The 24,933-nt window shown below is 68.4% G+C and carries 21 protein-coding genes; 10 read left to right on the top strand and 11 right to left on the bottom strand.

Annotated elements, in window-relative coordinates:
- Positions 1-20: 20 nt before the first annotated feature.
- Positions 21-1,532 (top strand): 4-alpha-glucanotransferase, encoded by a 1,512-nt coding sequence (gene malQ, locus I7X39_RS00265; RefSeq protein WP_198108950.1) that lies wholly within the window; start codon positions 21-23, stop codon positions 1,530-1,532.
- A gap of 50 nt (positions 1,533-1,582) precedes the next feature.
- Positions 1,583-2,827 (top strand): cation:proton antiporter domain-containing protein, encoded by a 1,245-nt coding sequence (locus tag I7X39_RS00270; protein WP_198108951.1) that lies wholly within the window; start codon positions 1,583-1,585, stop codon positions 2,825-2,827.
- Between the two features lie 6 nt (positions 2,828-2,833).
- Here the strand turns inward: I7X39_RS00270 and I7X39_RS00275 are convergent, their stop codons facing one another.
- The 8 genes from I7X39_RS00275 to I7X39_RS00310 all read right to left on the bottom strand — a co-directional run bounded on the left by I7X39_RS00275 (position 2,834) and on the right by I7X39_RS00310 (position 13,470).
- Positions 2,834-3,970 carry an ATP-binding protein gene (locus I7X39_RS00275; RefSeq protein ID WP_198108952.1) on the bottom strand — a complete coding sequence of 379 codons (1,137 nt, stop codon included), beginning with the start codon at positions 3,968-3,970 and terminating at the stop codon, positions 2,834-2,836.
- 21 nt (positions 3,971-3,991) lie between these two features.
- Positions 3,992-4,477, bottom strand: a complete 486-nt coding sequence (gene lspA / locus I7X39_RS00280; protein ID WP_198108953.1) for a signal peptidase II — start codon at positions 4,475-4,477, stop codon at positions 3,992-3,994.
- Complete coding sequence (gene ileS, locus I7X39_RS00285) at positions 4,477-7,335, bottom strand: isoleucine--tRNA ligase (RefSeq protein ID WP_198108954.1); 2,859 nt, start codon at positions 7,333-7,335, stop codon at positions 4,477-4,479. The genes lspA and ileS overlap by 1 nt, the downstream gene beginning before the upstream one ends.
- 88 nt (positions 7,336-7,423) lie before the next feature.
- The gene (locus tag I7X39_RS00290) at positions 7,424-8,425 is read right to left on the bottom strand and encodes a bifunctional riboflavin kinase/FAD synthetase (RefSeq protein WP_198108955.1); all 1,002 of its coding nucleotides are present in this window, start codon (positions 8,423-8,425) and stop codon (positions 7,424-7,426) included.
- A 92-nt stretch (positions 8,426-8,517) separates the two neighbouring features.
- Complete coding sequence (gene xdp1 / locus I7X39_RS00295; protein ID WP_198108956.1) at positions 8,518-9,306, bottom strand: exosortase-dependent surface protein XDP1; 789 nt, start codon at positions 9,304-9,306, stop codon at positions 8,518-8,520.
- A gap of 164 nt (positions 9,307-9,470) precedes the next feature.
- Positions 9,471-12,260: an XrtA/PEP-CTERM system TPR-repeat protein PrsT gene (gene prsT, locus I7X39_RS00300; RefSeq protein WP_198108957.1), complete on the bottom strand. Its 2,790-nt coding sequence runs from the start codon at positions 12,258-12,260 to the stop codon at positions 9,471-9,473.
- Positions 12,261-12,334: 74 nt separating this feature from the next.
- Positions 12,335-12,964, bottom strand: a complete 630-nt coding sequence (locus I7X39_RS00305; RefSeq protein ID WP_198108958.1) for a retropepsin-like aspartic protease family protein — start codon at positions 12,962-12,964, stop codon at positions 12,335-12,337.
- A gap of 5 nt (positions 12,965-12,969) precedes the next feature.
- On the bottom strand, positions 12,970-13,470 hold the full coding sequence (locus I7X39_RS00310; RefSeq protein WP_198108959.1) for a YajQ family cyclic di-GMP-binding protein: 501 nt from the start codon (positions 13,468-13,470) through the stop codon (positions 12,970-12,972).
- 46 nt (positions 13,471-13,516) lie between these two features.
- On the opposite strand from I7X39_RS00310, the gene murB reads away from it, so the two are divergent.
- Positions 13,517-14,551: a UDP-N-acetylmuramate dehydrogenase gene (murB, locus tag I7X39_RS00315; RefSeq protein ID WP_198108960.1), complete on the top strand. Its 1,035-nt coding sequence runs from the start codon at positions 13,517-13,519 to the stop codon at positions 14,549-14,551.
- Here the strand turns inward: murB and I7X39_RS00320 are convergent.
- From I7X39_RS00320 to I7X39_RS00330, 3 genes are all read right to left on the bottom strand, one after another.
- Positions 14,548-14,988: a hypothetical protein gene (locus tag I7X39_RS00320; protein ID WP_198108961.1), complete on the bottom strand. Its 441-nt coding sequence runs from the start codon at positions 14,986-14,988 to the stop codon at positions 14,548-14,550. The genes murB and I7X39_RS00320 overlap by 4 nt on opposite strands.
- A 79-nt stretch (positions 14,989-15,067) precedes the next feature.
- Complete coding sequence (locus tag I7X39_RS00325; RefSeq protein WP_198108962.1) at positions 15,068-16,117, bottom strand: M35 family metalloendopeptidase; 1,050 nt, start codon at positions 16,115-16,117, stop codon at positions 15,068-15,070.
- 137 nt (positions 16,118-16,254) lie between these two features.
- Positions 16,255-17,928: an electron transfer flavoprotein-ubiquinone oxidoreductase gene (locus I7X39_RS00330; RefSeq protein ID WP_198108963.1), complete on the bottom strand. Its 1,674-nt coding sequence runs from the start codon at positions 17,926-17,928 to the stop codon at positions 16,255-16,257.
- 165 nt (positions 17,929-18,093) lie between these two features.
- Here I7X39_RS00330 and I7X39_RS00335 point away from each other — a divergent pair, with 165 nt between their 5' ends.
- The 7 genes from I7X39_RS00335 to I7X39_RS00365 all read left to right on the top strand — a co-directional run bounded on the left by I7X39_RS00335 (position 18,094) and on the right by I7X39_RS00365 (position 24,932).
- The gene (locus I7X39_RS00335; protein WP_198108964.1) at positions 18,094-18,876 is read left to right on the top strand and encodes an SDR family oxidoreductase; all 783 of its coding nucleotides are present in this window, start codon (positions 18,094-18,096) and stop codon (positions 18,874-18,876) included.
- On the top strand, positions 18,873-19,505 hold the full coding sequence (locus I7X39_RS00340) for a YceH family protein (RefSeq protein ID WP_198108965.1): 633 nt from the start codon (positions 18,873-18,875) through the stop codon (positions 19,503-19,505). Before I7X39_RS00335 ends, I7X39_RS00340 begins: the two co-directional genes overlap by 4 nt.
- On the top strand, positions 19,505-20,605 hold the full coding sequence (locus I7X39_RS00345; RefSeq protein ID WP_198108966.1) for a PLP-dependent cysteine synthase family protein: 1,101 nt from the start codon (positions 19,505-19,507) through the stop codon (positions 20,603-20,605). Before I7X39_RS00340 ends, I7X39_RS00345 begins: the two co-directional genes overlap by 1 nt.
- A 10-nt stretch (positions 20,606-20,615) precedes the next feature.
- Positions 20,616-21,359, top strand: a complete 744-nt coding sequence (locus tag I7X39_RS00350; protein WP_198108967.1) for a substrate-binding periplasmic protein — start codon at positions 20,616-20,618, stop codon at positions 21,357-21,359.
- A gap of 38 nt (positions 21,360-21,397) precedes the next feature.
- Positions 21,398-22,771, top strand: coding sequence for a cyanophycinase (locus I7X39_RS00355; protein ID WP_198108968.1), 1,374 nt, complete (start codon positions 21,398-21,400; stop codon positions 22,769-22,771).
- Positions 22,768-23,544 carry a substrate-binding periplasmic protein gene (locus tag I7X39_RS00360; protein ID WP_198108969.1) on the top strand — a complete coding sequence of 259 codons (777 nt, stop codon included), beginning with the start codon at positions 22,768-22,770 and terminating at the stop codon, positions 23,542-23,544. The genes I7X39_RS00355 and I7X39_RS00360 overlap by 4 nt, the downstream gene beginning before the upstream one ends.
- Before the next feature lie 89 nt (positions 23,545-23,633).
- Entirely contained in the window at positions 23,634-24,932 is a 1,299-nt protein-coding gene (locus tag I7X39_RS00365) for a cyanophycinase (protein WP_198108970.1), read from the top strand.
- Position 24,933: the final 1 nt, after the last annotated feature.

Genomic DNA, 24,933 nt, shown 5'->3' on the forward strand with positions numbered 1-24,933 from the left:
ATCCGTTTAGGAACGCTGACATGAACTTGAACCAACGCGCCAGCGGCGTGCTGCTGCACATCACCTCACTCCCCGGCCCTCACGGCATCGGCGATCTCGGCCCCTCGGCCCTGCACTTCGTCGACTGGCTCGAATCCGCCGGCCAGCGGGTCTGGCAGCTGCTGCCCACCACGCCCATCGGCCCGGGCGATTCGCCCTACCAGTCGGTGTCCGCCTTCGCCGGCAGCCCGCTGATGGTGGCGCTGGAGCCCCTGGTGGAGGCCGGTTGGCTGCCGCAGCCCCAGCCGCCGCAGTTCCATGCGCATCAGGTGAACTTTGGCCAGGTCGTGCCCTGGCGCATGCAGCAGTTGCGCGCCGCGGCGGCCGGCTTTTTCACCAAGGCCACCGAGGCGCAGCGCCAGCAGTACGCCGCCTGGGCGCAGTCGCAGGCCAGCTGGCTGGACGACTACAGCCTCTTCATGGCACTCGAATCCGCCCATGGCGGCAAATGCTGGTGGGACTGGGCGCCCGAGCTGCGCAGCCGCAAAAAGGCGGCGCTGACCAAGGCGCGCAAGGAGCACGCCGACGAGATCGCCTTCTGGTGCTTCGTGCAGTGGCAGTTCGACGTGCAGCTTGCCGCCGTCAAGGCCTACGCCAATGCCAAGGGCATCGCCATCATGGGCGACCTGCCGATCTTCATCGCCCACCACAGCGCCGACTGCTGGGCCGCGCCCGAGTTCTACTACCTGGACGAGGCCTTTCAGCCCACCGTGGTGGCCGGCGTGCCGCCCGACGCCATGAGCGCCGACGGCCAGCGCTGGGGCAACCCGCTGTACCGCTGGGACCGCATGGCCAAGGACGGCTTCGCCTGGTGGACGGCGCGCGTGCGGCGCGCCCTGGCCCAGGCCGATGTGTTCCGCATTGACCACTTCCGCGGCTTTGCCGGCTACTACGAGATCCCGGCCAGCTGCCCTACCGCCCAGGAAGGGCAGTGGGTGCCCGGCCCGGGCAAGGCCCTGTTCGACGCCATCGCCAAGGAGCTGGGCCCGCTGCCCATCGTGGCCGAGGACCTGGGCCTGATCACGCCCGATGTGATCGACCTGCGCGACGGCTGCGGCTTCCCGGGCATGAAGATCCTGCAGTTCGGCTTCGGTGCCGAGGGCGACCACGAGTTTCTGCCGCACAACTACGCGCGCGAAACCATCGTCTACACCGGCACGCACGACAACGACACGGTGAAGGGCTGGTGGAACGCCGCCCGCCCGCGCGAGCGCGAGTACGCCGCCAGCTACCTGGCCTGTGGCGCCCACGATGTGCACTGGGCGATGATTCGCGCAGCGGCCAATTCGGTCTCCAACCTGGCGGTGTTCCCGCTGCAGGACATCCTGGGGCTGGACAGCGCCCACCGCATGAACACGCCGGGGACCCTGGGCGGCAACTGGGGCTGGCGCTTCACTTGGGATATGGTCGGCGCCGAGCCGGGGCGGGTGCTGGGCCTGATCTCCGCCGCCAGCGGCCGTGGCCCCTTCAGCCTGCTGAAACTCCCAGCTTGAAAACGCTTTCAAGCCGCTGACAATGGCGGCTTGCATCCCTGGATACCGCCATGACGCCGTTTGATCTGTCCGTGTTGCTGTTCATGCAGCTCACCGTCATCCTGCTGAGCTGCAAGCTGCTCAGTTGGGTGTTCGTCAAGCTCGGGCAGTCGCCGGTGGTGAGCGAAATGATTGCCGGGGTGCTGCTCGGGCCTTCGCTGCTGGGCATGCTGGCCCCGGGCTTGAGCGCCACGCTCTTCCCGCCCGAGAGCAAGCCGATCCTGTTCGCGCTGGCGCAGATTGCGCTGGCGCTGTACATGTTCCTGGTCGGCTGCGAGTTCGACCACGGGCTCATCAAAGGCCGGGTGGGCAAGGCCGCCGCGGTGTCGGTGGCGGGTATCGCCGCGCCGTTTGCCTTGGGCGCCGGTCTGGCCTGGTTCCTGGCCGCCCGCGAAGACCTCTTCCCCGCCGCCACCGAACCCTTCCAGGCCATGCTCTTCCTGGGCGCGGCCATGTCCATCACGGCGTTTCCGATGCTGGCGCGCATCATTCACGAGCGCGGCCTGACCGGCACGCCGCTGGGCGCGCTCACGCTGGCAGCCGGCGCGGTGGACGACGCGGCAGCCTGGTGCGTGCTGGCGGTGGTGCTGGCCAGCTTCAAGGGCCAGGCCTCGATCGCCGTGCTGGCCATTGGCGGCTCCATCGTGTTCGCGCTGGTGGTGCTGGGGCCGCTGCGCCTGCTGCTGCCGCGCCTCATCGGCAAGGTGGAGGGTGACCTCAACAGCACCCAGTTGGTGCTGATCCTGGCCCTGCTGATGCTGGCGGCCTGGTGCACCGACATGATCGGCATTTACGCCGTGTTCGGCGCCTTCCTGCTCGGCCTGGCGATGCCGCGCGGTGCGGTCACCGAGAGCCTGCAGCGCCAGCTGATGCCGTTGACCACCGCCTTGCTGCTGCCGACCTTCTTCACCTACTCCGGCCTGAACACCCAGATCAACCTGCTCAGCAGCCCGGAACTCTGGGGCCTGGCCACGGTGGTGCTGCTGTGCGCGGTGCTGGGCAAGGGCGGCGCCTGTTACGCGGTGGCGCGCTGGCAGGGCATGGACCGCTCGGAAGCGGCCGCCGTGGGCAGCCTGATGAACGCCCGCGGACTGATGGAGCTCATCATCCTCAACATCGGCCTGCAGGCCGGCCTCATCACGCCCACGCTGTTCACGGTGATGGTGATGATGGCCATCGTCACCACGCTGATGGCCACGCCGCTGTTCAACCGGGCCTACGGGCACCGGCAGATGAGGGTGCAGCTGGCGGTTTGAGAGGAATCAGGTCAACTCGGCCGCTGCCGCGCCGGCTGGCGCGCGCTGAATCTCGATTTCGAAGCGGAAGCAGCTGCCCACGCCGGGGCTGCTTTCCACCTCGATGCGCCCGCCCATCAGGCCCACCAGGCGCTGGGCGATCGACAGGCCCAGGCCGGTGCCACCAAAGCGCCGGGCGATCGACACATCGGCCTGCGCATAGGGCTTGAACAGGGCCTCCTGCTGAGCCGGCGTCATGCCCGGGCCGGTGTCCGTCACGGCCACGGCCAAGCGCAGCGCGGCGCCGGGGGCCACCATCAGCTCGGGCCAGTCGGCGCGCTGGATGTCCACCCGCACCTCGCCCTTGGCGGTGAACTTGATGGCATTGCCCACCAGGTTGACGATGACCTGGCGCAGGCGCAAGGCATCGCCCAGCAACTGGTGCGGCACGCCGGGCTGCACGCGCGCGGCCAGCTTCAGGCCCTTGGCATGGGCCTGGGGCAGCAGGGGCTGCAGGGCGTCTTTCAGGCAGTCGTGCAGGGCGAAAGGCGCCTGCTCCAGGCTGATGCCGCCGGCATCCAGCTTGGCCAGGTCGAGGCTGTGGTTCAGCAGCTCCAGCAGGCCGCGGCCGGATTGCAGCGAGAGGTCCAGCAGCTTGCGCTGGCGCTCGTTCAGCTCGCTGCCCAACACCAGCTCGGTCAGGCTGATGACGCCGGCCAAGGGCGTGCGCATCTCGTGCGCCAGATGCGCGGCCAGATCGGTCTGGGCCTGGGCGCGCGCCTGGGCTTGGTTCAGCTGGCGCTCGAGCTCGATGCGCTGCTCGATGAGCTCGTGCACGTCCTGCCCGCTCAGCAAGCCTTGAGGGCCCTTGGCCTGCGCGCCCTCCAGAGGGCGCAGCTCCAGCTGGTACCAGCGCGGCCCGCGCGGTTCGTGCAGCAGGGCCAGGTGGCGCCAGGTCTGGTTGGCTTGCAGCTGGCCCAGGGCTTCGGCGGCGCGTGGGGCGTCGCCCAGCAGACGGGCCAGGGCGCTGACTTGCGTCCAGCCGCTCAAACCCGCCAGCACCGCCTCGGCCAGGGCGTTGGCCTCGACCACGCTGCCGCTGCGCGCGTCCACCACGGCCAGCAGGCCGGGGGCCTGGTTCCAGAGGGGGGGCAAGCTGGGCATGGACGCTTTTTACACGCTGGCTCAGCGGCTGGCGCGCACCCGTCGCAACTCGTCCAGGATCAGCAGCGCCGCACCCAGGGTGATGGCGCTGTCGGCCAGATTGAAGCTCGGGAAGGCCCAGCCCGCCCAGTGGAACTGCAGGAAGTCCACGACATAGCCATGCCACAGGCGGTCGATGCCGTTGCCCACGGCGCCACCCAGGATCAAGGCGAGCGCGCTGGCGAACAGGGTCTGGCCACCGTGGCGGCGCAGCATCACGGTGATGAAGACCGCCGCCGCCACCGCCAGACCCGTGAAGAACCAGCGCTGCCAGCCCCCGGCACCGGCCAGGAAGCTGAAGGCCGCCCCGGTGTTGTGCGCCCGTACGAGGTTGAAGAAGCTCGTGACCTGCTTGCCCTCGTGCAGCTGGAAGGCCCCCAGGATCAGCACCTTGGTGAACTGATCCAGCACGATGACGATGGCCGCCAGCAGCAGCCAGCGCCACCAGTTCGGAGCGGGGGCCGCCATCAGGCGTGGACCCGCGCTTCGCCCGCGCCGTGCAGGTTGTCGTCGCAGCGGCCGCAGAGCGCCGGGTGCGCGGGGTTGCGGCCGACATCGTCACGGTAGTGCCAGCAGCGCTCGCACTTGGCCGCGCTGCTGGGCGTGACTTCGACGGCCAGCGCCGTGCCCTCGACGAGTTCGACCTTGGAGACGATCAGCACGAACTTCAGGTCCTCGCCCAGGGAGCGCAGCGCGGCCAGATCGACCCCTTCGGCGCTGAGCTTCACCTCGGCCTGCAGCGAAGCGCCGATACCGCCGGCGCTGCGCACCGCCTCCAGCGCTTTGTTGACCTCGGCGCGCACCGCCAGGATGCGGTTCCACTTCGCGATCAGCGCCTCGTCCGGTGCGTCAAAGGCCCAGAACTGCTCTTCGAACAGGCTGCGCCCCGCACCGCCGACGCCGGGCTGGCCGGCCTTGGCAAACAGCGGCCAGGCCTCTTCGGCCGTGAAGCTCAGGAAGGGCGCCATCCAGCGCAGCATGGCGTGGGTGATCTGCCACAGCGCCGTCTGCGCTGAGCGGCGCGCCAGGCTCTTGGGCGCGGTGGTGTAGAGCCGGTCCTTCAGCACGTCCAGGTAGAAGGCACCGAGGTCTTCGGAGCAGTAGACCTGCAGCTTGGCCACCACCGGGTGGAATTCGTAGGCTTGGTAGTGCGCCAGGATCTCGGTCTGCAGCTGGGCGGCGCGGGCGAGCGCGTAGCGATCGGCCTCGAACAGCTGTCCGGCCGGCACGGCGTCGACCGTGGGGTCGAAGTCGCTGACGTTGGCCAGCAGGAAGCGCAAGGTATTGCGTACGCGGCGATAGCTGTCGACCACGCGCGCGAGGATCTTGTCGTCGATCGCCAAGTCACCCGAGTAGTCGGTGGCCGCCACCCAGAGGCGGATGATTTCGGCGCCCATCTTCTCGGCCACCAGCTGCGGCGCCAGGGTGTTGCCGAGCGACTTGCTCATCTTCTTGCCCTGGCCGTCCACCGTGAAGCCATGGGTCAGCAACGCCTTGTAGGGCGCGCGGCCGTGCAGAGCGCAGCCCAGCAGCAGGGCCGAATGGAACCAGCCGCGGTGCTGGTCGTGGCCTTCGAGGTAGATGTCGGCCTCGGGGCCGGTTTCATGGGCCAGGCCGGCGTGGCTGCCCTTGAGCACATGCTCGAAGGTGGAACCGGAGTCGAACCAGACCTCGAGGATGTCGCTGCTCTTGGCGTAGTTCGCGCCGTCGGCACCGATCAGGTCTTCCGGCGTCAGCCGGCTCCAGGCCTCGACGCCGCCGGCCTCGACGATGTCGGCCGCGCGGTCCAGCAGGGCCATGGTGTCGGGGTGCAGGTCGCCGCTGTCCTTGTGGATCAGGAAGGGCAGGGGCACGCCCCAGGCGCGCTGGCGGCTGATGCACCAGTCCGGCCGGTTGGCGATCATGTCGCGCAGGCGGGCGCGGCCGTTCTCGGGGTAGAAGGCGGTGGCGTCGATGGCGGCCAGCGCGAGCTCGCGCAGGGTCTGCGTCGGCTGTTCCTTGGCGAACACGCCTTCGGTGCCCTTGTGCGCGGCATCCATGCGGATGAACCACTGCGAGGCGGCGCGGTAGATCACCGGCGTCTTGTGGCGCCAGCAATGCGGATAGCTGTGCGTGATGGTCTGCGTGGCCAGCAGGCGGTCGGCGGCCTGCAGGGTGTCGATGATGACGGGGCAGGCCTTCCAGATGTTCTGGCCACCGAACAGCGGCAGGTCCTCGGCGTAGCGGCCATCGCCCTGCACCGGGTTCAGGATCTGGTCATGGCGCAGGCCATGGTTCATGCAGGAGAAGAAGTCGTCCAGGCCATAGGCCGGCGCGCTGTGCACGATGCCAGTGCCGTCCTCGTCGGTGGCGTAGTCCGCCAGGTAGACCGGGGCGGTGCGGGCGTAGCCGGCATCGGTGCTGGCCAGTGGGTGGTGGAAGTGCAGGCCGGCCAGGGCTTCGCCCACGCAGGTGGCGACGACTTCCCCTTCGAGCGCCCAGCGCTTGAGGCAGTCTTCCACGCGCGCCTGGGCCACGATGTAGTGGCCCTTCGGGGTCTTCACCAGGGCGTAGCGCAGCTTGGGGTTGAGGTTCAGCGCCTGGTTGGCCGGCAGCGTCCAGGCGGTGGTGGTCCAGATCACCGCGCTGGCCTCGACGGGGCTTTCGAGCCCGAAGGCGGCGCCCAGCTTGGCCGGCTCGGCGGTGGGGAAGGCGACGTCCAGGGTCTGGCTCTTCTTGTCCGCGTACTCGATCTCGAACTCGGCCAGCGAGGAGCCGCAGTCGAAGCACCAGTAGACGGGCTTGAGGCCGCGGTAGACGAAGCCGCGCTCGATGACCTTCTTGAACGCGCGGATCTGGCCGGCCTCGTTCTTCGGGTCCATGGTGGCGTAGCGGTGCTGCCAGTCGCCCAGCACGCCCAGGCGCTCGAAGCCCTGGCGCTGCAGGGCGATCTGCTCGGTCGCGTAGGCGCGGCTCTTGGCCTGCATGTCATCGCGGCTCAGGTGGCGGCCATGCGCCTTCTCGATCGCGTTCTCGATCGGCAGGCCATGGCAGTCCCAACCCGGCACGTAGGCGGCGTCAAAGCCCATCAGCTGGCGGCTCTTGACCACCATGTCCTTGAGCACCTTGTTGACGGCATGGCCAATGTGGATGGCGCCGTTCGCGTAGGGCGGGCCATCGTGCAGCACGAACTTCGGCGCTCCGGAGCGGGCGGCACGCAGGGCCTGGTAGAGCTCGCCTTCCTGCCAGCCCTGGATCCAGCCCGGCTCGCGCTTGGGCAGGTCGCCGCGCATTGGGAAGGGGGTATCGGGCAGGTTCAGGGTGCTGCGGTAGTCAGGCGTACTCATGGCGGGTGTGCGGCGGCGGCCGCAGAAGCAGGGGTGGATCGGCAGGAGGGCAGGGCGGCCTGGTACGGGACCGAGGGGCCGCGGCCGATCAAATTCGGTCGCGCGTGGTCTGGCGGCGTTCGGCGGCGTGGCCGTCGAACCAGGCACGTGCGGCGGCCACATCGGCCGCGATGGCGGCCGTCAGGGCTTCCAGCCCTTCAAAACGGGCCTCGTCACGCAATTTGTGCAGCAGTTCCACGCGGGCGAGTCTACCGTAGCCCCCCTCCAGCCCCAGGTGTTCGGGCCAGTCCAGGCAATGCACCTCCAGCAGCATGCGGCCGCTGTCGTCCACCGTGGGCCGGTAGCCCAGGCTGGCCACGCCGGGCAGGGGTTCGGGGCCCAGTCCATGGGTCTGCACCACGAAGATGCCCTGGGCCGCCGGTCTGGGGTGCTGGAAGCGCAGGTTCAGGGTGCGGAAACCCGGGCCCAGCTGACGCCCCAGCTTGGCGCCGTGCAGGACGTGGCCGGAAACGGAGTAGGGGCGACCGAGCAGGGCCTGTGCCCGCTGCAGGTCGCCCGCGGCCAGGGCGTCGCGCACGGCCGAGGAGCTGACGCGCAAGCCATGCACCTCGTAGCTCATCATGCGCGCCACGTCGAAGCCGAACTGGCTGCCAAGGGCATCCAGCGTGGCGTAGTCGCCTTGGCGCTTGGCGCCAAATCGGAAGTCGTCGCCCACCAAGACGTAGCGGGCGCCCAAGCCCTGGGCCAGCACCTGCTCGACGAAATCACGCGGCGACAGCGCGGCGAGCTGCGCGTCGAAGCGCAGGATCACGACCTGATCAATGCCGCAGCGGTCCAGTTCGGACAGCTTGTCCCTCAGAGTGGCGATGCGGGCTGGCGCCAGTTCGGGCTTGCCGGCCAGACGGGCAAAGTGATCGCGCGGATGGGGCTCGAAGCTGAGCACGCAACTTGGTACTCCACGGTGCTGGGCTTCATTGCGCAGCAAGGCCAGCATGGCCTGATGGCCGCGGTGCACGCCGTCGAAGTTGCCGATCGTGAGCGAGCACGCCGGCGCGATGGAGGGGTGGTGGAACCCGCGAAAGACCTGCATGGCGCGGGATTATGGTCGTCGCCTGGCAGGTGCCTGAACCTGAATGAAAATCGCCCGGCACGCCGGGCGATTTGATGTGGATTCGGGACTGCTCAGCGCGGCAGGCGGCGGCGACGGGCGTAGCCCAGGCTCAGTGCCGCCAAGCCGACCAAGGCCAGCGAGGCGGGTTCGGGCGTTTGGCTCTGCGGCGGCGGCTGGTCGCCGGCAACCGACAGCAGCTTGAAATAGTCATCGCCCATCGTCCAGCCCTTGTTCTGGAAGGCACTGTTGTAAGCGGTGACCAACCACCAGCTCGAAGCTCCGCCGCTGGCATTGATGGCCTGGTTGGTGTTGGTTGTCACGTTGCCGTACTGACCCACCAGTTGCCAGCCCGAGCTCAGCAGCCCGCTGGGGGTTTTGTCCGTCAGCACCGGAGGCAGTTGGCCCGTGTAGCGCAACACCGAAATGTCGGCATCGCCGCTCTTCCAGCCAATCGTCAGATTGCGCAGGATCGTGCTTTGCTCAAAGGAGAACAGCAGGGCGTCGGTGATGAACCCGCCGGCCGTGCCGTTGTTGCCGTTGTTGTCGATGGCGTGCTCAGGGTTGGTGCCCTCGCCCGGGTCATTTGTGCCGCGGTTCTTGACTCCAAAGCCGCCGCTGTAATTCATCAAGGTGGCCGTTTCCCAGCCTTGAACGGGCGCGAGGTCGGTGGTGCCGTAGGCGGTGACATTGACCTTGGCATTACCGGTACCGATCGTGCACAGGTTGCCAGCCATGTCGCCCGACCAGACGCAGCCACCGTTGCCCCAGGTCGTCAGCGCCGAGGCAGTCTGAGGAGCCAAGCTCGCGGCTGACATGGCAGTGGCCAGTGCCAGTTGAGAGATGAGCTTCGACTTCTTCATTGAGTTCTCCGTTTTCGACCTTGAGCAGCGTTCGCCTCAATTAAGCGAATTTCGTGCCAGTGTTTGTTTTTCTCCCTGCGGACAGCGCATTGCCGTCTTACAGGGGGAGTTCCATTGGAACGATGGCTCGCACTGTAAATTTCTGCGACACCTGCGGCATCCCCCTAGTTGAGTGCGGCGCGCAAGGCTTGGGCCTCTTTCGCGCTCTCCAGACTGCCAGGCGCTTGCAGCGCTGCATCCAGTTCCTGACGCGCCTCCGCTTTCTGCCCACGCTTGGCCAGGACGGCCGCCAGGTGGTAGCGAATCTCGCTGTTGTCAGGCGCGCGCAGGCGGGCGTCGCGCAACAGGGTCAGCGCCTGCTCGGTTTCGTTGCGGTGGAAGTGAATCCAGGCCTGCGTGTCGATGACTTCGACACTCTGCGGGGCGAGCCGGCGCGCACGTTCTGCGGTCTGGGCTGCGGCGTCAAGCTTGCCGAGTTTCAACAGCACGTTCGCGAGATCGTTATGGGCCGCCACATCCTGCGGGCGAAGGCGCAGGAGAGACTCAAATACGGGGCGGGCAGCCTCAAATTGCTGGCGACGCGCATGCAAACTAGCGAGCGCCCGGAGCATGTGGGCGTCGCTGGGCTGTCGGCGTAGCCAGTCTTCGGCGAAACGAGTCGCGGCTGCGGCGTCCTTCGAGCTCAGTAGGTCCAACAGCCGAATGGCAGTCGCGGTGCTGGGCTGAACTTCGTGGGCACGACGCAGATGCACGAGCGCACGGTCCGGTTGACGCTCCGCCATGGCCAAGTCAGCCATCAGCAGGTGACTGGTTGCGGCCTTGGGGGCGGCCGCCAGCACCTTCTCGGCCAGTCGCTGCGCTTCTGGCAGACGGCCCAGTCGCAGCAGCGCTGATGCCTGCAGGCCCTGTGCCAACACGTGACCAGGCTGGGTTTGCAGGGCTTTCTCGAGGCTGTAGCGGGCCCCTTCTGCATCGCCAACCTGCAATTGCAGCCCGCCAATTTCGGCCAGCGCGTTGGCGTCAAAACCGGCGCGTCTCGCCGCTCTCACCAGCACGCTTCGGGCCGTCGCAAGTTCCTGGCGCGCCATCTGAACCTTGGCCAGCACCACAAGCGCCGCCAGTTCCTCCGGCGCCTTGGACATCAGGGCGTTGGCGGCAGTCAGGGCTTCATCGCGCAGACCGCGCTGCAGTCTGAGTTCGACCAGCGCGACATCCGGCCGCCATTCCTTCTGCGGCGCTGCGGCGACCGCACGCTCCAGCCAGCGCTCCGCTTCGCTTGCATTGTTGGCGCGCAATTGAATGCCGGCCAGCTCGAGCATGACGTCGACGTTCTTGTTGTCGCGCTCATGCAGATTGCGCAGTCGTTGCAGCGCCGGCTGCAGCTGTCCTTGCTGGGCCTCCAGTCTGGCCAGGCTGATCTGGACCGGGACCAGGCTCGGATCCAGCTTGAGTGCTTCCGTGAAGGCTTCGGAGGCACCCTTCGCATCCCCTTTGCCGGCCCGGGCCATGCCCAGCAGATGCAGGTGCGTGGGCCGCAGGCTGCGCGGTCCGAGCAGACCCTGCACCAGCTTCTCGGCCTGCGCATATTGCTGCGTCCGCAGATACAGCATGGCCAGGGAGATGCCGGCCTGCACCTGACGTGGATTGCGCTTGACCGTGGCCTCCAGCACGCCCTGCGCCTGGCGGGCCTGGCCGGTGCGCAGCAGCGAAAGCCCCAGCACGCCGCGCAACTCATCGTTCTCTCTCGTTCGCAGCGCCTCTTCCATCAAGCTGATCGCCTTGGCATGACGGCCCTGCGCGGTGTGGCCGGATGCCAGCAGGGCGAGTGCCTGGGAATCCTGCGGTTGCAGTCGGAGGTACTGTTCAAGCAGCACGATCCCGTTCTCGACCTGCCCTTCCTCGAACAGGATCTGGGCCTGAAGCTTGACCGTCGGGCTGCGTGGGTTCTGGCGATGCAGACCCTCCAGGTAAGGCTTTGCCTTGGCCAGTTCGCCCAGAGCGAAATGCGCAAGTCCATTGAGCATCAGCACTTGGGGGCGAAAGCGGATGACGTCGAAGGGCACTGGGTCCACCAGTTCCGTGACGCTGCGCAGCGCGGCCAGCGACTCGGCGCGCTCGCCGCGCTGGTCGGCCATCTGCGCGCGGAGATAAGCAACCCGGGGGTCTTTGGGGAAGGCCTGCTGCAGCGCATTGACTTCGGTCTGGAGGCCCTCGAAGCGCTGCAGGTCCAGCAGCAAGCCCGCCCGCGCCACGCGTGCTTCCAGCTGTTGGGGAGCCAGCTTGAGGACGCGTTCGTATAGCGCCAATGCGGTGTCGAACTGACCCTGCACATGGGCCAGTGCCGCCTTCTGGTGCAGGGCATCGAGGTCGTTCGGTGCGAGCGCCAACGCTCGCTCCACGGCCCGCTCCGCCTGGTCGTATTGGCGTTGCCGCATGCGCAGGCCCGCCTCGGCCAGCCAGCCCTCGACCGTGGGCCCGAGCAGCGCGCGCGCCTTCTCAATACTGGAGATGGCCAAGGCATCCTCGCCCAGGTCCGTGTGTGCTGCGGCCCGCACTAGAAGTAGCCGCCCCTGGTTGGCATCGCTCAGGCCGGTGGGTTGGGTGCGCGGGTCCTCCAGCATGAGCTGGTGCCGGCCAAGCTGCAGCATCGCCTGGGCCAGTGGCACCACAACTTCATTGCGGTTGGCGCCGAGGCGCAGGGCTTCGCCAAGTGCGACCTCAGCGCGCTGGGGGTCGCTATTGGCCAGTGCCACCTTGCCCATCAGCAACTGCGCGGGCAGGTGGTTGCGATCTTGCTGCAGCGCGTTCTTGAGCTGGATGGTCGCGCCATCGAGGTCCTTCGCCTCGAAGCGCTTCAGCGCGTCCTCGAAATAGCGTCCGGCCTGCGAGGCCTGGGCTGCGGCGGGTAGCGAGACGGTGGCAAGCAGGAGCGCGGCCAGCAGGGGGCGCAACATGGGGTGGGGCATGGGCAGGGCGGCGGGGCAGGGAAGGCCATCTTAAGAAGGCCATGAGGTGCGCAAGGGCTCGCTCAGAAGCGGCGTTCGAGCGTCAGGATGTCGTTCTCGCGCTTCATCTGGAAGCGGCTCAGGAAACTGTTGCCGAGCAGGGCCACCGGCATGGAGGTCATCAGCACCATGGCCTCGACGCCGCCGACCTCGACCTCGCCGATGCGCACGCTGTCCAGCGTCACCACATAAGCCTGGGTGACACCGTTGGCGGTGTGGGCCTGGATGCGCTGTCCGTTCTGGTAGCGCAGGCCCATGCGCTTGGCGTCGTCGATGCCGATGGCCACGGCGGTGGCGCCGGTGTCGACCAGGAAGCGCACGGAGTGCCCGTTGATGCTCCCCTGGGTGACGAAGTGCCCGCCCTCAACGGCCGACAGCACGATGCGCTTCTGCGCCGAGGCGGCGCGCTGGGCCACCGGTGCGGAGCCCAGGCGCAGCTGCAGGCGCTGCCCTTCCACTTCCACCACCGCCTGGTCGTCGCCGACCTCGATCAGCTTCACGCCTTCGACGGTCTGACCCAGGCGCACCGTCTTGACCTGGCCCTGGATGACCAGCAGCGCGGCAGACTTGCCGAGGCTGCCGTTCAGACTGACGCTGGGTGCCGCCGCTGCGCCGGTGGCAAGCAGCAGGCTGAGCAGCAGGGCGGCACGCATGGCGTTCAGTCGCGGAAGTTGTTGAAGCTCAGCGGCGTGTCGTCGATCTCTTTGCGCAGCAGGGCGATGCAGGTCTGCAGCACGTCCTTGTCCTTGCCGGTGATGCGCACGGCATCGCCCTGGATGGCGGCCTGTACCTTGAGCTTGCTGTCCTTGATCTTGGCGACGATCTTCTTGGCGAGGTCGGACGGGATGCCGGCACGCACCTTCCAGGTCTTGCGTACCTTGTCGCCGCCCAACTTCTCGATCTTGCCGTCGCGCTCGAAGTAGGTCAGCTCGACCTTGCGCTTGGTCATCTTGTCGATCAGCACCGCCTCCAGCTGTTCGAGCTGGAAGTCGGAGTCGGCGGTCAGCTCGATGATGGCGTCCTTTTCCTTGCCCTTCTGTTCCACCTGGGCGCCGGTGCCCTTGAAGTCGAAGCGCGTGTTGACTTCCTTGGCGGCGTTGTCCACGCCATTGCGGATTTCAACCAGATTGGGTTCGAGGACGGCGTCAAAAGAAGGCATGGTGCGAATTCGATTCGTAGAAGGGGAGCAGGGACAATTCTCGGCGATGCCAACCCCTTCCCCCGCCCCCCAGATCGAGTGCGACGTCGATCTTCGTCCGTACAACAGCTTCGGCCTGCCCGCGAAGGCGCGCCGGCTGGTACGCATCGGCTCGGACGCCGACCTGCACTGGGTCGTCAACCACCCCGACTGGGGCCGTGCCAGCAAGTTCATCCTCGGCGGCGGCAGCAATCTGGTGCTGACCAAGGACCTGCAGCCGCTGGTGCTGAAGGTCGAGGTGCCGGGCCGGCGGATCTTCGACGCCGGCGCCGACTGGGTCGTCGAAGCCGGCGCGGGCGAGCGCTGGCATGAGTTCGTGCGCTGGACGCTGGAGCAGGGCGCGCCCGGGCTGGAGAACCTCTCGCTGATCCCGGGCACGGTGGGCGCGGCGCCGGTGCAGAACATCGGTGCCTATGGGGTCGAGGTCAAGGACCGCTTCGAGTGCCTGGACACCCTGGACCTGATGAGCGGCCGCGTCGTGACGCTCGGGCGCGAGGCCTGCCATTTCGGCTACCGCGACTCGGTCTTCAAACAGCATCTGGCCGGGCGCAGCGTGATCCTGCGCGTGCGCTTCCGCCTGCCCAAGGCCTGGCAGCCGGAGCTGGAGTACCTGGATCTGCAACGCGCCGCCGAGCAGGCCGGGGTGAAGGAGCCGACGCCCGAACAGGTGTCGAACTGGGTCTGTGCGATCCGCCGCGCCAAGCTGCCCGACCCGGCGGTGATCGGCAATGCCGGCAGCTTTTTCAAGAACCCCATCGTCAGTGAGGCGGTGTGCCGCGAGGTCATCGCCCGCGACCCTCATCTGGTGCACTACCCGCTGCCGGACGGGCGCTTCAAGCTGGCGGCCGGCTGGCTGATCGATGCCTGCGGCTGGAAGGGCAAGTCGGTCGGCGGCGCTGGCGTCTACGAGAAGCAGGCCCTGGTGCTGGTGAACCGCGGCGAGGCGCGCGGCGGCGAGGTGCTGACCCTGGCCCAGGCCATCCAGGCCTCGGTGTTCGCGCGGTTCGGCATCCGGCTGGAGCCCGAACCGGTGGTGATCTAAGGGCGCACCCAGTCCAGGCTGTTGACGGCCTGGGGCAAGGCGCGGTGCTGCTCGCGCGCGCGTGGTGGGCGTGCCGCGCCTTGCGCGAATGCGTCCAGCCATTGCCAGGCCGGGACGAGGCGGTAGCGGCCGGGGGCAGTGAGGTCCCAGGCTGGCGCTAGATGCACCACCACCTGGCGGCGCGCGCCGGCGCCCAGCAGGAAGTAGTCCGTGGCTTCGGGCTCGCCGCGCTTGAGTTGCGCGCCCTGGTAGGGCAGGGGGCGGCCCTCGTGCTCGATCTGCAACCAGCGTGCCCACCAGCCGGGCTCGAACGGCGTGCCCCAGTTCAGCAGCCAGATCGCCTGCGGGCCGGGGTTGTGCAAGTGCACGCGCAGGCGCTGGCCCGGGCGGGACCAACTCAGTTCGCAGTTCAAGCTGGGTAAGGCGAGCGCTGGCATCGCCACGCAGCCTGCCAGAAACAGGCAGCGCCTGCGCGTGATCCGACACGGGCAGGCGCTGCGCATGGGGCGGAACCGATCAGTTCTGACGCGGCGTGTTCTCGGCGAAGTACTCGTGGTTGTCCGAGTTGTTCAGCGCCTTGATGGGGTCGGTGATCGCCAGTTGCGTGGCGGCCGACTGGCCGTAGGCCCAGTCGTCGGTGCCCGCAATGACGGTGAAGTGCATCATCTCGTGCACCAGGGTGCCGCCCTTGGAGTCGGTGCCCGTCATCGGGGCGCTCCAGAACGCGCCGCAGACGTAGATCTTGTAGGGCTGGTTCGGGTAGACGTAGGCGAAGGTGCCCTTCTTCTTGCAGCTGCAGTCCAGGGTCAGGGCCTGGGTCTGGAAGGCGTCGCGGGCCTTGACGAAATGATCACGCGCGGTGGCCCAGTTGCCGCTGCTGTAGGCGCCGAACCAGGTCGTGTAGCGCGCCGTGGCCGAGCCGCTGCCGCCCAGGTAGCTGGCCGATTCCGAGGCGTAGTTCGTGGCGGCGGTGACGGCCTGCTGCAGGCTGCTGATCTGCGAGGACGAGCAGCGGCCGGTGTAGCTCAGACCGGCCGCGGCCGGCTGTACCAGGCTGGGCAGCGGGCCGCTGCTGGCCGTGACCTTGCCGCTGCGACCTTCCAGCCACAGGTACAGGGGCTCGGACTTGAGCGCCTGGGCCGGCGAGTTGGCATGGCCCTTGGCGGCGTAGCGGATGGCGTAGCGGCCGTTGACGCTGAGGTCGTACGTGCCGGTGAGCTCGACGCTGTAGTTCAGCGTGGCGCCGGCTTCAAGCTTGAGATGGTCGCCGGCTTCTGGCTTGGCCCGCTTGATGATGGCGCCGTGGTAGCTCACACGCTGCCCGTCGCGTTCGATCTGGAACAGCGGGCCGTCGATGTCGTCGCTGGGCAGCTGCCAGCTCAGCAGCTGCACCGGGTGACGGCAGGTGTTGGTGACGGCCACATCAAGCTTCACGTCCACGTCGCCGCGCAGCACCGGGGTGGCACTGTTCAGGCGCACGTCCACGCACTGGCCCGGCGCGGCGAGGGCGCCTGAAGAGACCAGGGCGGCCACCAGGCCACCGCTCACGAGTTTCCAGTTCGTCATGGGAGTTCCTGCGCGCTGCTGCGGCGCCTTGTCTTGATGAGACACGAATTGAAACTTCGTGCCACAGCAAGACGGCTGCGGACTCTCCCTAGATCCCGCGCAAGTCCGGGGTGGGAAGACCCTCTCGGGCCTTGTGCTTACATGCCGACGTAGTTCGGCCCGCCGCCCCCCTCGGGGGTGATCCAGACGATGTTCTGCGTCGGGTCCTTGATGTCGCAGGTCTTGCAGTGCACGCAGTTCTGGGCATTGATCTGCAGGCGGGCGCCGCTGTCCTCGGCCTTGACGAACTCGTACACGCCGGCCGGGCAGTAGCGGCTCTCGGGCCCGCCGTACTTGGCCAGGTTGGTGGCCACGGGCACGCTGGCGTTCTTCAGCGTCAGGTGGGCCGGCTGGTTTTCCTCGTGGTTGGTGTTCGAGATGAACACCGAGGAGAGGCGATCGAAGCTGAGCTTGCCGTCCGGCTTGGGGTAGGCAATCGGCGCGCACTCGGCCGCGGGGCGCAGGGCCTCGTGGTCGGCCTTGTGGTTGTGCAGGGTCCAGGGCGGGCTGGTCACGCCGATCTTGGGCAGCAGCCACTGCTCGATGCCGGTCATCAGCTGGCCCACCGTCTTGCCCTTCTTGAACCAGAGCTTGAAGTTGCGGGTCTGCTGCAGTTCCTCGTTCAGCCAGCTCTTCTCGAAGGCGGCGGGGTACTCGCTCAGCTCGTCCTGGGCGCGGCCGGCGGCCAGGGCGGCGGCGGCGGCCTCGGCGGCCAGCATGCCGCTCTTGATGGCGGCATGGCTGCCCTTGATGCGCGCGGCGTTCAGGTAGCCGGCGTCGCAGCCCACCAGGGCGCCGCCCGGGAACACGGTCTTGGGCAGGGCCTGGGGCGTGCCGTTGTTGATGGCGCGCGCGCCGTAGCCGATGCGCTTGCCGCCTTCGATGTGCGCGCGGATGGCCGGGTGGGTCTTCCACCGCTGCATTTCCTCGAAGGGGCTCATGTGCGGGTTCTGGTAATCCAGGCCGATCACGAAGCCCAGGGTGACCTTGTTGTCTTCCAGGTGGTAGAGGAAGCCGCCGCCGAAGGTGTCGTCCACCATCGGCCAGCCGGCGGTGTGCACCACCTTGCCGGGCTGGGCCTTCTCGGCCGGGATCTCCCACAGCTCCTTGATGCCGATGGCGAAGGTCTGCACGTCCTTGCCTTCGGTCAGCTTGTACTTGGCCAGCAACTGCTTGCCCAGATGGCCGCGTGCGCCCTCGGCAAAGATCGTGTACTTGCCGTGTAGCTCCATACCGAGCTGGAAGGCGTCGGTGGGTTCGCCTTCCTTGCCGATGCCCATGTTGCCGGTGGCCACGCCCTTGACGCGGCCCTGGTCGTCATACACCACCTCGGCCGCGGCGAAGCCGGCAAAGATCTCCACGCCCAGGCCTTCGGCCTGCTGGGCCAGCCACTTGGTGACGTTGGAGAGGCTGACCACGTAGCAGCCGTGGTTGTGGAAGTTACGCGGCACCAGCCAGTCGGGCGTGCGGGTGTGGCCGCTTTCGCTCAGGAACAGGATGTCGTCGCCGCTGACGGCCTGGTTCAGCGGGGCGCCGAGTTCCTTCCAGTTCGGAAACAGCTCGGTGATGGCGCGCGGGTCCATCACGGCGCCGCTGAGGATGTGGGCGCCGGCTTCGGAGCCCTTTTCCAGCACCACCACCGAGATGTCGGGGTTGATCTGCTTGAGCCGGATCGCCGTGGCCAGGCCGGCCGGGCCGCCGCCGACGACCACGACGTCGTACTCCATCGATTCACGGGGACCGAATTGGGCAAGGATCTCGTCGTTGGTCATGGCGGTGCGGGGGGTTCTCAGAGGCGGCGGATTCTAGGGAGAACGAGAATAAAACGAACGGTCGTGCTTTTTTCTTAGAGGCCAGGCCCCAGAAGCACTGCGGGAAAGCCCCGTGCTAACGTCCCCGGACGGCCCTGCCGCAGGGCTTTCCACAGGACAAGAACCATGAGCTATTCGATCGATCTTTCGGGCCGCGTGGCCCTGGTCACCGGCGCCTCCAGCGGCCTGGGCGCGCAGTTCGCCCGCACCCTGTCCAAGGCTGGCGCGGCCGTGGTGCTGGCCGGTCGCCGGGTGGAGCGGCTCAAGAGCCTGCGCGCCGAGATCGAGGCCGAGGGTGGTGACGCCCATGTGGTGACGCTGGACGTGACGGATCTGAGCTCCATCAAGGCCGCCGTGGCCCATGCCGAGACCGAGATGGGCACGCTCGACATCCTGGTCAACAACTCTGGCGTCTCCACCAGCCAGCGCATCGTCGATGTGAGCGAGCAGGACTGGGACTACGTGATGAACACCAATCTGCGCGGCGCCTTCTTCGTCGCCCAGGAGGTGGCCAAGCGCATGCTGGCGCGCGCCAAGGGTGCGGCGCCGGGCAGCTTCACGGGCGGGCGCATCGTCAACATCGCCTCCATGGCCGGCCTGCGCGTGCTCAGCCAGATCGGCATCTACGCCATGAGCAAGGCCGGCGTGGTGCACATGACGCGCGCCATGGCGCTGGAGTTCGGCAAGTACGGCATCAATGTGAATGCCATCTGCCCGGGCTACATCGACACCGAGATGAACCACCACCACTGGGAGACCGCGCACGGCAAGCAGCTGATCGAGATGCTGCCGCGCAAGCGCGTGGGCCAGCCGCAGGACCTGGACACGACGCTGCTGATGCTGTGCGCCAATGAGAGTCGCTTCATCAACGGGGCGATCGTGCAGGCCGACGATGGGTTTGGCGTGTGAGCGTGCGTGACCTGACGCCCGTCGAGGCGCGTGTGTTGGCGGTGCTGGTGGAAAAGCAGCACACCGTGCCGGACAGCTATCCGCTCTCGCTCAACGCCCTGACCCTGGGTTGCAACCAGAAGACCGCTCGCGAGCCGGTGATGAACCTGAGCGAGCCCGAGGTGCTGGAGGCCCTGAACAGCCTCAAGGAGCAGAGCCTGGTCTTCGAGGTCAGCGGCAATCGCGTCACGCGCTTCGAGCACAACCTCAAGCGTGTTTACGGCGTGCCCGGTCAGGCCGAGGCTTTGCTGACCGTGCTGATGCTGCGCGGCCCGCAGACGGCGGCCGAACTGCGCCTGAACGCCGAGCGCCTGCACCGCTTTGCCGACATTTCCTCCGTGGAAGGTTTTCTGGACGAGCTGGCGGCGCGCGAACCGCCGCTGGCGGTGAAGCTGCCGCGTGCGCCGGGCGCGCGCGAGTCCCGCTGGGCGCAGTTGTTGTGCGGGCCGGTGGAAATGTCGGCCTTTGCGCCTGCCGCCGCGCCGGCCTCGATGCCCGCGCGTGATGCGGAGCTGCAGGCCCTGCGCGCCGAGGTGGACCTGCTCAAGCAGCAGGTGGCGCGCCTGATGCACGAGTTGGGGCTGCAATGATGGGTGCGCGCGCCTGGACGGCCGAATGCGTTCGCAAGATCGAGGCCGATTTCCAGCGCAGCGCCGACACCCACCTGATCCCGCTCGAGCTGCCCGCGTTTCCGGGCATCGACTTCTACCTGAAGGACGAGTCCATCCACCCCAGCGGCAGCCTCAAGCACCGGCTGGCGCGCTCGCTCTTCCTGTACGCGCTGTGCAACGGCTGGCTGCGTGAGGGCGCGCCGGTGGTGGAAAGCTCCAGCGGCTCCACGGCCGTGAGCGAGGCCTACTTTGCGCGCCTGCTCGGCCTGCCCTTCGTGGCGGTCATGCCGGCCACGGTGAGCGAAGCCAAGCGCCGCGCCATCGAGTTCCAGGGCGGCCGCTGCCACTTGGTGACCGATCCGACCCAGGTGTATGCCGAGGCCAGGCGCCTCGCGCAGGAGGGGGGCGGCCATTACATGGACCAGTTCACCTACGCCGAGCGGGCCACCGACTGGCGCGGCAACAACAACATCGCCGAATCCATCTTCAAGCAGATGGAGCGCGAGCGCCACCCGGTGCCGGATTGGCTGGTGTGCAGTGCCGGCACGGGCGGCACGCTGGCCACGCTGGGTCGCTTCGTGCGTTACGGGCGCCACGCCACGCGCGTGTGCGGGGCAGATGCCGAGCGCTCGGTCTTCTTCGACCATTACCTCTGCCGCGACGCCGGCCTGAGCCTGGAGTGCGGCTCGCGCATCGAAGGTATCGGCCGGCCCCGGGTTGAGGCCTCGTTCTTGCCGGACGTGATGGACGCCATGGTCAAGCTGCCCGACGTCTGGTCCGTGGCGGCCACGCGGGTGCTCAGCGACTGGCTCGGCCGGCCGGTAGGGCCCTCCACCGGCACCAACTTGCTGGCGGCGCTGGCCTGTGCGCGCAGCATGCTGGGCCACCGCGGCTCCATCGTGACCTTGCTGTGTGACAGCGGCGAGCGCTACCGCGACACCTACTTCGACGCGGGCTGGCGCGCCGCCGCAGGCCTGGCCTGCGAGGCGGAAACGGCCGCGCTGGCCGCCTGGCTGGCCGGGGGAAGCCTGCCGCCAGGCCTGGCGGAATCCTGGCGCATGGCCGGGGTCCTTGCCTAGGAGTCGGGGGATGCGGCGCCGCACCCTGTTGGGCAGCGCACCGCTTTGGGCCGCCTCGGCCCAGGCGCAGCAAGAGGAGTTGCTGCTCGTCAACGCACCCTACCCACCCTTCGTGCTGGAAGCGAGGGACCCAATCGGCGAGGGGCTGGATGTGGACATTGCCCGTGCCGCCCTGGCGCGCGCCGGCTACTCGGTCCGGCTGGCGCTGGTGCCCTGGCGGCGCGCCTTGCAGATGCTGGAGGCTGGCGAAGCCGACCTCACCACCACCATCAGCCTCAGTGGTGAGCGCGAGCGCTTCTTGCTCTTCAGCGAGGGCTACCGCAGCACGGTGCGCTATCACTTTTACAGCCGGCGTGGGAGCGGCCTGCGCGTTGAACGCCTCGAGGACCTCGCACAGGTCAGTCTGGGCTACTCGGCGGGCTTTTTTTACCCGCCCGCCATCAAGCAGGCGGTGGGGCGTGGTCTGGTGGAGGGGCGCGATCTGGAGGTCACCGTGCGCATGCTGAACGCGGGCCGCTCGGACCTCATCGTCGTCAATCACCTGGCCGGTTTGTGGACCATCCGGCGCCTGGGGCTTGAAGCCCAGTTGGAGCGCCAGCCCTTCAGCTACAGCAGCGGCAGCCCCACCTACATGGCGCTCAGCCGCAAGCGCCATGGCGACGGCCGGCTGCTGAACACCCTGAACGAGGGGCTGCGGGCGCTGGTGAAAGACGGGACTCTTGCACGCCTGGAAGCGCGCTACCTGCCCCCGTGAAATCCGCAATGGCTATGCTCCTGGCCTGGGAGTAAGCGATGCGGATGCGACTGAGATTCTGGCTGGTGGCCTGGCTGACGCTGGGTGTGATGGTGTGCGTGCAGGCGGCCGAGCTGCCGCGCCAGGGTCTGGTGATGGCGCTCGGGGGCTCGGTGCGCTTTGACAACCAGGCGGTCTGGACCCGCTTCATCCAGGAGGCCGGCGGCAAGGGCGCGCGCATCGCCATCTTTGCCACCGCGGCCGGCAACCCCGACCGCAGCGCCCAGCGCTTGAAGCGCACGCTCGAACATTACGGCGCCGTGCCCGAGATCATTCCAGTGGCACCGCGCCTCAAAGGCGTGGACTGGAAGAGCCTCCGCGATGACCCGCGCCTGGCCGAGCGCGTGGCCACCATGGACGCCGTGTTCTTCACCGGCGGTGCGCAGGCCCTGATCGTCGACACCCTGCAACCCGACGGGCAGCCCAGTCTGATGCTGCAGGCCATCCGCAAGGTGCACCAGCGCGGCGGTGTGGTGGCCGGCACCAGCGCCGGTGCGGCGGTGATGAGCGCCTGGATGTTCCGCGACGCCCCCAACACCCTGGCCGTGCTCAAGGGCCAGCTGCGCGAGGGCCAGGAGATCGACCGCGGCCTGGGCTTCGTGGGGCAGGAGCTGTTCATCGACCAGCATTTCCTGCGCCGCGGCCGCATCGGCCGCCTGCTGCCGATGATGCATGCCAAGGGCTACCGCTGGGGTCTTGGCATCGAGGAGGACAGCGCCGCGCTGATCTGGGGCAGCCAGATCGAGGTGGTGGGTGCGCGCGGCGCGCTGCTGGTGGACCTGAGCCGGGCCGAACGGGACGAGAGGCTCGGCCCCTTCAATCTGCGCGGCGCGCGCCTGAGCTTCCTGGACCGCGGGGATCGCCACGACCTGGCCACCGGCGTCACCACGCCCTCGGCACCGAAGCTGGCCGAGCAGCGCATCGACCCCAATGCGCCGGACTTCAAGCCCTATTTCGACCAGGAACCCTTCTACCCCGACATCCTGGGCGACAACGTCATCGTGCGCGCCATGGTGCATCTGGTGGACGGGCGCGAGCGGGAGCTGCGCGGCCTGGCCTTCAATGGCAGCGAGCTGCGCGGCCTGCCGCCGCCCAAGCCCGTGCGCGCCGCGCGCGCGGATGCGCCCAAGCCCGAAGAGCTGGGGTTCGAATTCCGGCTCTACGTGCTGCCCGAGACCCTGGGCTACTACACCGGCGCCATGGGCGGCGAGGACTACACCGTGATGCGCGTGGGCCTGGACGTGATGCCCGTGCGCATGCAGGTGCCGCTCTACCAGCCCTGGCCGGCCCAGAAGGCGCTGAGCCGCAAGGGCGCGGCGCCCGTGCCCGAACGCCTGAAGGGGGCGCAGGCCGCCCGCCGCAACGCCGGATGACGCGGCTGCGCCGCAGCATGCTGGGCTGGGGCGGCGCCTTGGGTCTGGCGCCCTGGCTGGCCCCGGCACCGGTGCAGGCCCAGGCGCGGCGCCTGGTGCTGGTCAGCCATGTGCTGCCGCCCTACACGCTGCCGGAAGGCAGTGCCCTGGGCCCGGGCATCGACGTGGACTACGCCCGAGCCGCCCTGCGTGCGGCCGGCAGCCCCTACGAGGTGGAGGTGCTGCAGGTGCCGTGGCGGCGCGCGCTGCAGATGCTGGAGCTGGGCGAGGCGGACTTCACCACCTCCGTCCACATCACCGAAGAGCGTGCGCGCTATATGTCCTTCAGCGAAACCTATGGCGCCAGCGTGCGGCACTACTTCTTCGCCCGGCGCGCCGCGGGCCTGAAGGTCCAGCGCCTGGAAGAGTTGGCCGGCTACCGCATCGGTGTGGTGGCGGGCCACGCCTTTCCCGAGCCGCTGGCGGCGGCGCTGGGCAGCCGCCTGGAGCGCGCCAAGGACCTGCCCACGCTGCTGCGCATGCTGGTGGCCCAGCGGGTGCAGCTGGCCGTGGGCACGGACCTGCCGATCACCTGGACGATCCGGGAGCTGGGCCTGCAGACCGAGTTGGAACAGCAGCCCCTGGTGCACGACTCCGGTCGGCGCACGCAGATGGGCTTTTCGCGCGCCCGCCCGGGGCATGAGCAAGCGCTCGAAGCCATGAACCGTGGCCTGCGCCTGCTGGCGCGCGGCGACAGCTGGAAGCGCCTGGAGGCGCGCTACCTCGGCGCCTGAGGCGCCGAGACGGGCATGATGCCGGCGGCTGCACCACCGGGTCAGCCCGCTTGGCGGGCCCCGTCACCTGCGCTCCACTTCCACCGCCCATGAGCCTGCTTTCGCGCCGACAGCTGATGTCCGTTCCCCTCAGCCTGGGAGCCGTTGCCCCCACGGCCACATCCGCCAGTTCGCCCCTCCAAGTGGCCACCCAGCCCGGCCCCGTGCTGGCCATTGGCGGCGCGCTGCGCCTGGACCACGCGACCGTGTGGAACCGCCTGGTGCAAGAGGCGGGTGGCCCGGGCGCGCGCATCGCGGTGTTCGCCACGGCATCGGAAAACCCGCAACGCACCGGCGAGCGCATCGTCAACACCCTGAAGCGCTACGGCGCCCAGGCCGAATTCATCCCGCTGGCGCCCAAGCTGCGCGGCGTGGATCTGGCCGCTGTGCGTGATGACCCGGCCCTGCTGCAGCGCATGGAGGGCATGCAGGGCGTGTTCTTCTCGGGCGGGGCGCAGGAGCTGATCACCGCCAGCCTGCAGCCCGGTGGCCAGCCGAGCCCCTTGCTGCAGGCCCTGCGGGCCTTGCAAGCGCGCGGCGGCCTGGTGGCCGGCACCAGCGCCGGCGCGGCGGTGATGAGCGAATGGATGTTCCGCGACGCCCAAGACGTGCTGGCCGTGCTCAAGGGCCGGCTGCGTGACGGCCACGAACTCGACCGCGGCCTGGGCTTTGCCGGGTCGCACCTCTTCATCGACCAGCACTTCCTGAAGCGCGGACGCATTGCCCGCCTGCTGCCGGCGATGTACGCCAAGGGCTATCGCTTCGGCCTCGGGGTGGAGGAGGACAGCGCGGCGCTGATCCGCGGCGGGGAAATCGAGATCCTCGGCGCGCGCGGGGCGCTGCTGGTGGACCTCAGCGCCGCCAGCCACGCACTCGGCCGGCCGCACTTCAATCTGCGCGGCGCGGCGCTCACCTACCTGGACCGTGGCGACCGCCACGACCTGCACACCAATACCACCACCCCCCACCCGGACAAGCTGGCTGGCCGCATCGACCCGCGCGCCGCCGACTTCAAGCCCAGCGTGACCCGCGTGCCCTTTTTCCCGGACATCCTGGGCGACAACGCCATCGTGCATGCCATGGCCCTGCTGCTGGACAGTCCCGAGCAGGAAGCCAAGGGCCTGGCCTTCAATGGTCGTGCCCTGCTGGAGCGCAAGGCCGTCTCGGACGACGGCGGCCACGATCCCGACCCCACGCTGGGCTTTGAATTCCGCCTCTACAAGGGCCCCGACACCCTGGGCCACAACACCGGCGCCTGGGGCGGCGACGACTACTCGGTGCAGCGCGTCTATCTGGACGTGACCCCCGTGCGCCTGCAGTCGCCGCTCTACCGGCACCTGAAGACCTGAA

Origin of the sequence: Inhella proteolytica (genome assembly GCF_016093275.1) — a bacterium.
GTDB lineage: Bacteria > Pseudomonadota > Gammaproteobacteria > Burkholderiales > Burkholderiaceae_C > Inhella > Inhella proteolytica.